Annotated in this window: 8 protein-coding genes and 1 riboswitch; of the genes, 4 read left to right on the top strand and 4 right to left on the bottom strand. The window is 69.0% G+C overall.

Features of this window, described 5'->3' with window-relative positions; all coding sequences use genetic code 11:
• Nucleotides 1-369 (bottom strand): ATP-dependent dethiobiotin synthetase BioD (bioD, locus tag QMX79_RS19080; protein ID WP_282248178.1); only part of this gene is annotated, 369 nt, incomplete at its 3' end.
• Between the two features lie 86 nt (nt 370-455).
• Between bioD and QMX79_RS19075 the strand changes: the two genes are divergently transcribed.
• Both QMX79_RS19075 and QMX79_RS19070 read left to right on the top strand, forming a co-directional pair.
• Entirely contained in the window at nt 456-938 is a 483-nt protein-coding gene (locus QMX79_RS19075; protein ID WP_068848998.1) for a GAF domain-containing protein, read from the top strand.
• Nucleotides 935-1,300: a TfoX/Sxy family protein gene (locus QMX79_RS19070; protein WP_282248177.1), complete on the top strand. Its 366-nt coding sequence runs from the start codon at nt 935-937 to the stop codon at nt 1,298-1,300. The genes QMX79_RS19075 and QMX79_RS19070 overlap by 4 nt, the downstream gene beginning before the upstream one ends.
• Nucleotides 1,301-1,419: 119 nt before the next feature.
• Here the strand turns inward: QMX79_RS19070 and QMX79_RS19065 are convergent, their stop codons facing one another.
• Nucleotides 1,420-2,016, bottom strand: coding sequence for a histidine phosphatase family protein (locus tag QMX79_RS19065; protein ID WP_282248176.1), 597 nt, complete (start codon nt 2,014-2,016; stop codon nt 1,420-1,422).
• Between the two features lie 95 nt (nt 2,017-2,111).
• A riboswitch (cobalamin riboswitch) is annotated at nt 2,112-2,336 on the top strand.
• A gap of 120 nt (nt 2,337-2,456) precedes the next feature.
• On the opposite strand from QMX79_RS19065, the gene btuB reads away from it, so the two are divergent.
• Nucleotides 2,457-4,298 (top strand): TonB-dependent vitamin B12 receptor, encoded by a 1,842-nt coding sequence (btuB, locus tag QMX79_RS19060; protein WP_282248175.1) that lies wholly within the window; start codon nt 2,457-2,459, stop codon nt 4,296-4,298.
• A 126-nt stretch (nt 4,299-4,424) separates the two neighbouring features.
• Here btuB and gph read toward each other — a convergent pair whose 3' ends face one another.
• Both gph and QMX79_RS19050 read right to left on the bottom strand, forming a co-directional pair.
• Nucleotides 4,425-5,075 carry a phosphoglycolate phosphatase gene (gph, locus tag QMX79_RS19055; RefSeq protein ID WP_282248174.1) on the bottom strand — a complete coding sequence of 217 codons (651 nt, stop codon included), beginning with the start codon at nt 5,073-5,075 and terminating at the stop codon, nt 4,425-4,427.
• Between the two features lie 86 nt (nt 5,076-5,161).
• Nucleotides 5,162-6,064, bottom strand: coding sequence for a LysR family transcriptional regulator (locus tag QMX79_RS19050; RefSeq protein ID WP_282248173.1), 903 nt, complete (start codon nt 6,062-6,064; stop codon nt 5,162-5,164).
• Nucleotides 6,065-6,161: 97 nt separating this feature from the next.
• Between QMX79_RS19050 and QMX79_RS19045 the strand changes: the two genes are divergently transcribed.
• Complete coding sequence (locus QMX79_RS19045) at nt 6,162-6,800, top strand: NAD(P)H-binding protein (RefSeq protein ID WP_282248172.1); 639 nt, start codon at nt 6,162-6,164, stop codon at nt 6,798-6,800.
• Nucleotides 6,801-7,023: the final 223 nt, after the last annotated feature.

The raw sequence follows: 7,023 nt of genomic DNA, 5'->3' as shown, positions 1-7,023 counted from the left end.
CACGCCTTCCACCCCCACCGTGGCGGCCTGCGCGCGCAGGCGGGCGAAGGCCGCCTCGATCGGCGCCAGCGACAGCGTCACCCCGGCCGCCGCGGCGGCCAGCTCCGGGGCCAGCGGCAGCGGCAACGCGTAGGGGTTGAGGTCGGCATAGGCCGGGGCCGGGTCGCTGGCGGCCAGCAGTGCGGTGGCATCCTCGTTGCGCAGCCCCTCGGCGGTCTGCTCGCAGCCGCTGGCCACCGGCTTCATGCCCACCGCGCGGCGGCCGCGCTGGCGCAGCGCGTGCAGCAGGGCGCAGCTGCTGAAGGTCTTGCCGATACCGGTGTCGGTACCGGTGACGTAGAACGCGGCAGGGAAGGCAGGGGACGACATGGCCGGACCGATGAACAGGGGCACCCATTATCAGCGTTCCGCCGCCGGTGGGTCCGGCTGACGGCCGCGCTTGCTAGACTGCGGCCATGTTCGATACTTCCACGCTCACCGGCAGCAAGCCGGAACAGTACGGCCAGCTGCTGGCCCAGGCCCGCGCCCTGGTGCACGGTGAACGCGACCGCATTGCCAATGCCGCCAACCTGTCCGCGCTGGTCTACCACGCGCTGCCGCAGCTGAACTGGGTGGGTTTCTACCTCTTCGACGGCACCGAACTGGTGGTCGGCCCGTTCCAGGGCCTACCGGCCTGCGTGCGCATTCCGCTGGACAAGGGCGTGTGCGGCGCGGCCGCCTCGCAGCGGGTGACCCAGCGCATCGAAGACGTGGACGCGTTCCCGGGCCATATCGCCTGCGATTCGGCCTCGCGCTCGGAACTGGTGGTGCCGCTGGTCCACGGCGACACCCTGATCGGCGTGTTCGACCTGGACAGCCCGGTGCTGGCCCGCTTTGATGCCGACGACCAGGCCGGGCTGGAAGCCATTGCCGCGGTGTTCGTCGAGGCCCTGGGATGAGCACCAAGCTGCGCAACATCGGCCCCAAGAGCGCGGCCTGGCTGCGCCAGGTCGGTCTGCGCACCGCCGAAGACCTGGCCGCGGCCGGGTCGGTGGGCGCGTTCGTGAAGGTACGCCGCGCCGGCTTCAAACCCAGCCTCAACCTGCTCTATTCGCTCGAAGGCGCGCTGCAGGACTGCCACTGGCAGGAACTGCCCGAAGCGCGCCGCGCCGAGCTGGTGGCCGAATACGACGCGATCATCGCCGACAAGCCGCTGAAGAAGGCGCCGCCGGCGTCGGGCCCGGTGTATGACCGCACCGTGGCCAACGATGACGAAGGCGACGAAGCACCCTTCGAATTGGACAACGAAGACCGGACGTAGAGCCACGCCGCGCCGAGTGATCGTCGGGCGCCAGTTCGCCCAACGCGTCGCCACGCGCCCGTGGCTGGCCGCATCGCCACGGAACACGCTTGGTAGCGTGGCTGCGCGCGGTGCCAGGTTCAGTCAGCCACGCAGGGCGTGGCTCTACGCAGCTCCAGCAGCTCGCCCCACAGCTCGCCCTCTTCCCGCTCCACCCGCAGCTGCAGCCGCGTACCGTGGTCGATGCGCAGCGCCCAGCACATCGCCATCGGCAGCCCGCACACCTGCGACAGCACCATCCGCAGCGGGCCACCATGGCTGACGATCAGCGTCGGCACCGGCTCGGGCTCATCCAGCAACCGATGCAATGCGCGCGCAATGCGGCGCTCGAAGTGGCCCCAGCTTTCGCCATGCGGCGGCGGGTTCGCATGCGGGTCCAGGTGGAATGCCTGCAGCGCGTGCATCGGCAGCGCCTCCAGCGGCTGGCCATCCCAGTCGCCGAAATCCAGCTCCTCCCACTCCTCGTCCGCGATCACCTCCAGCCCGCGCGGCAGCGCCAGCGCATGGGCGGTGTCCAGCGCACGCTGGCGCGGTGAACTCAGCACGCGCTGCCACTGCAGGTCGGCATGGCGCGCGCAGATCAGATCGGTGCCCTGCACGTCCAACGGCGGATCGGTGCGTCCATCCAGGTGGTCGTCGCGGCCGGTGGCGGCGTGCCGGATCAGGTCCAGGATCATAGGTACTGCAACCACGTCAAAAAGCGAGGCGCATTCTAACCGGTGGCGTCGCACCGCCCCGGCCTGGCACTGCGCCGGCGGCCGGGCTTTGCTCTACACTGCGCGCACTTTCAGGTGACCTGCGGCGCAAGCCGGCAGGTTGAAACGGGAAGCCGGTGACGCAACAGGTCCTGCCTGCTGCCATTCCGGCGCTGCCCCCGCAACGGTAAGCGTGGAAGCCAGGCAACATGCCACTGTGCGCAAGCATGGGAAGGCGCCTGGTGCGATGGTCCGCCATCGGCCCGCGAGCCCGGAGACCGGCCTGGAAGACGACTGGTTGCGATGCGGCGGGCATGGCGGCGGCAAGCGGCGCCGTGCCTGCGCCCGCCCACCGTCCCTGCCTCCGTTGACCGCCTCCCCCACCCTTGCCGCGCGGGCGTGCGCGGTGTTTGGAGTCAACGATGAAGCTGCAGATCCGCCTTCTTTCCCTCGCCGTGCTGTCGGCGCTGCCCCTCGTGGCCGCCGCACAGGACGAGGCCACCGCACTGGACCAGGTGCTGGTCACCGCCACGCGTACCCCGATCGCCCTGCAGGACAGCATCTCGCCGGCGCAGGTGATCGACCGCGCCGAGATCGAGCGCAGCCAGGCGCCCTCGCTGCAGGACCTGCTGCGCGGCCGCGCCGGCATCAACCTCAACAACAGCGGCGGGCTGGGCAAGCAGAGCTCGCTGTTCCTGCGCGGCACCAACTCGGCCCACACCCTGGTGCTGGTCGATGGCGTGCGCATCAACACCGGCGACCTCGGCCTGGCCATGCTGCAGGACCTGCCGCTGGCGCAGATCGAGCGCGTGGAAATCGTGCGCGGCCCGCAGTCCAGCCTGTATGGCGCGGACGCGATCGGCGGCGTGATCCAGATCTTCACCCGCCGCAATGCCGGCGACTTCGCCCCGCACCTGCAGCTGGGCGGCGGCAGCAATGGCCTGCGCGAAGCCAGCGGCGGCTTCGGTGGCACCGGCAAGCGCGGCTGGTTTGGCACCGACATCGCCTACCAGCACACCGACGGCATCAATTCCTGCAACGGTGATCCGGTCACCTTCGCCGGCTGCGGCGCCAACGAACCCGACCGCGACGGGTACCGCAACCTATCGATGAGCCTGCGCGGCGGCTACACGCTGACCGACACCCTCAGCGTCGAAGGCACCGCCCTGCGCGCCGAAGGCGAGAACCACTACGACGGCTACTACAACTACTCCGAGACGCTGCAGCAGGTGCTGGGCGGCAAGGTCCGCTACACCCCGGGCGAGCGCTTCACCCTGACCGCCAACGTCGGCCGCGCCGACAACGAATCCGACAACTACAACGGCGACACCTGGCTCGGTGCGGCGCAGACCCACCGCGACAGCGCCTCGGTGCAGGCCGACGTGGGCCTCGCCGACGGCCAGCTGCTCAGCGCCGGCGTCGACTGGAGCCAGGACAACCTCGACGGCAGCAGCGCGGGTTACCTGGTCGACAGCCGCGACAACACCGGCGTGTTCGTGCAGTACCAGGGCCGCTTCGGCGCGCACCACCTGCAGGCCAGCGTGCGCAACGACGACAACGAACAGTTCGGCAACCACACCACCGGCAGCCTCGGCTGGGGCATGGAACTGGGCGGCGGCTTCCGCCTCAACGCCAGCTATGGCACCGCGTTCAAGGCACCGACCTTCAGCGACCTGTACGACCCGTGGAGCGGCGTGCCCGGGCTGGACCCGGAGAAGTCCAAAAGTGCCAACCTCGGCATCGCCCAGCAGGGCGACAGCTGGCGCTGGGGCCTGGATGTGTATGAAACCCGCATCGATGACCTGATCACCTACGACGCCACCACCTTCATGATGTCGCAGGTGGAAAAGGCACGGATCCGTGGCGCCGAGCTGACCGGCTCGCTGACCGTGGCCGGGTTCGACCTCAGCGCGCAGCTGAGCCACACCGACCCGCGCAACCGCACCGACGGCAGCGCCCAGTTCGACAACTGGCTCGCCCGCCGCGCGCAGGACACCGCGCGCCTGGACATCGACCGCCGCTTCGGTGGCTTCCGCGCCGGCGTCACCGCGTTCGGCGCCGGCAAGCGTTACGACAACGCCGACAACAGCGTGCGCCTGGCCGGCTACGGCACGCTGGACCTGCGCCTGGAATACGCGCTCAGCCGCGACTGGTCGGTGCTGGGCCGGGTCAGCAACGTGTTCGACCGCGACTATGAAACGGTGGCCTGGTACAACCAGCCGGGCCGCGAGTACCGCCTGAGCGTGCGTTACCAGCCGAAATGACATGGCGTGGGGCACGACCAACGGTATGACCGGCGTCCTGCCGGTCACCCTGCGGGCCGTCGCCTTGCGACGTTGAGAACGGCTCCTGCCGTTCTCTGCGTGCCCTACCGCGTGTGGGGGCACACGTTACAACCCCGGCAACGCCCGCAGGTCATCCACCACCGCCACTGCGTCCACCGTATCCAGATCCAACCCACGCGGATACCCATAGCGGACCAGCGCCACCGGCATGCCCGCGTCCACCGCGGCGCGGTAATCGGTGATCGAATCACCCACCATCAACGCGTCACCCGGCGCGACCTTGAACGCCTCGGCGATATGCCGCAGCGGCACGCCGCTGGGCTTGCGCTCGGGCAGTGAATCGCCACCCAGCACCATCGCGAAGAACTCCTGCACGCCCAGGTGCGCCAACAGCGGCGCCACCATCGCCGACGGCTTGTTGGTGCAGATCGCCATCACCACCTCGCGCTCGCGCAGCGCCTGCAACGCCGGCACCACCCCGTCGAACAATCGCGGGCTGCGCAGCAGGCATTCCTCGTAATGGCGCATGAAACCGGGCATCACCCGATCCAGGTCGATGTCACTGCGTGCCGCAGTAAACGCCTGCTCCACCAGCCGGCGAACGCCATCGCCGATCCAGGTCAGCACGGTAGCTTCGGGCACGCGCGGCAGCTGCCAGTCTTCCAACGTGCGGTTGAGCGCCTCGGCGATATCGGCCGCGCTGTCGACCAGCGTGCCGTCCAGATCAAAGATCACCAGCGGGTAGGGATACGTCAAGGGAAGGATCGCTTCTACAACATGTGGGGATGCTGATTGTAGAGCCACGCCCTGCGTGGCTGCGTGCAGCCCGGCACCGCGCGGGATCAGATCCGCGCGAGGAACTCTTCCCCCGCAAACCGCTCCACCAGGAAATCCAAAAAGCTGCGCATCAACGCCGGCAGCTGCCGCCGCGACGCATACACCGCATGGATGCCCATCTCCTCCACCTGGTACTCCGGCAACACCTCCACCAGCTCACCCGAACGCAGCAGCGGCGCGATCTGGTACGTCGGCAACATCGCAATGCCCGCCCCCGCCCGCACCGCCTCCAGCAACAACGATGCCTCATTGGCACTGATGTTGCCGCCCACCGCCACCGAAATCGCACGCCCATGCCGCTGCAACTGCCACACGCTCTTCCCCACATAGTGATGGGTAAGACAGTTGTGCCCCGCCAACGCATCGGCACTGGCCGGCGTGCCCCGCTCAGCCAGGTACGAAGGCGCCGCGCACAGCACCGACCGGCACGGCGCCAGCCACCGCGCGATCAGGCTCGGATCGATCGCCCGCGAAATCCGCACCGCCACATCCACCCGCTCCTCCACCAGGTTCACCACCCGGTCCACCAGCAACAGCTCCACCCGCGTCAGCGGGTGCCGCCGCACGAATTCCGCCACCGCCGCCGCCAGGTGCAGCTGCCCGAACGACACACTCGCCGTCACCCGCAACAGCCCATGCGGCTCCGGGTTGTCGCTGGCCACCTCGCCCTGCAGCTCATCCCCGATGGCCAGTATCTGCCGGAACCGCAGCAGCGCCGCCTCCCCCGGCCCGGTCAGGCTGATCCGCCGCGTGGTCCGGTGCAGCAGCCGCGCCCCCAGCCACGTTTCCACCTCCGCCAGGTACCGCGTCACCATCGCCCGCGACATGTCCAACGCCTCCGCCGCAGCGGTCAGGCTGCCGCGCTCGGCCACCTCCACGAACACATGCATCGCCGTCAGCCGGTCCATTTGATCGATCCGCGCAACAAATTAGGCCGTTATACGCGGTTTTTCGTCCGCTTTCAGGCGCATATGCTGGCCTTCCTCCCTCAACGGACCCTGCCCCATGAAGATCGCCCTCATCGGTGCCACCGGCAACATCGGCCGTGAAATCACCCGCCAGGCCCTGGCCCGCGGCCACCAGGTCACCGCCATCGTCCGCCGCGACAGCGGCCTGCCGGCCGAACTCGATGGCGCCCAGCTCGCCGTCGCCGCCCTCGACGACACCGACGCCCTGGCCGCCGTGATCGCCGGCCACCACGTCCTGGCCAGCGCCTTCGGCCCGCGCCCCGGCGATGACCCGGCCACCGTCACCACCGTCACCGCCGAACTGGTCAAGGCCGCCCGCCAGGCCGGCGTGCCGCGCTTCCTGATGGTCGGCGGCGCCGGCACCCTGGAAGTCGCCCCCGGCGTGCAGCTGGTCGATACCGAAGGCTTCCCCGATGCGTACAAGCCCGTTGCCCTGGCTGCGCGCCAAGCGTTCAACCTGCTGCAGAAGGTGGATGACCTGGACTGGACGTTCTATTCGCCGGCGGCCGAAATCGGCCCGGGGCCGCAGAAGGGTGGTTTCCGTACCCAGGCCAAGCAGTTCCTGGTTGGCGCCGATGGCCACAGCCGGATCAGTTACGCCGACTACGCCGATGCGTTCGTGAGTGAGATCGAGAAGCCGCAGTACGTGCGGACGATTGCGACCGTGGCGTATTGATCGAGAGTGGTGATGCGCGGCGTGGGGGATTTTCATGCCCCACCGCGCGTTGCATTGCCATCGGCGGTCGATCGGGATGCGACCCTACCGGCGCTGCGACCCGCTGTTTCCTTCGGTGCCAGCCCGACTTGGGCGGGCCGGCGGGGGCGGGTTGGCGGGACTGTAGAAAACATGGATGTTTTCTACAAGCCCCCAAGGATGGGTTTACGGCGTGTCCCGCCAA

Origin of the sequence: Stenotrophomonas sp. PS02300, assembly GCF_029959395.1 — a bacterium.
In the GTDB taxonomy this organism is placed as follows: Bacteria; Pseudomonadota; Gammaproteobacteria; order Xanthomonadales; family Xanthomonadaceae; genus Stenotrophomonas; species Stenotrophomonas maltophilia_AD.
Note: the sequence above shows the minus strand (reverse complement) of the source record. Positions and strands in the feature narration are given on the sequence as shown.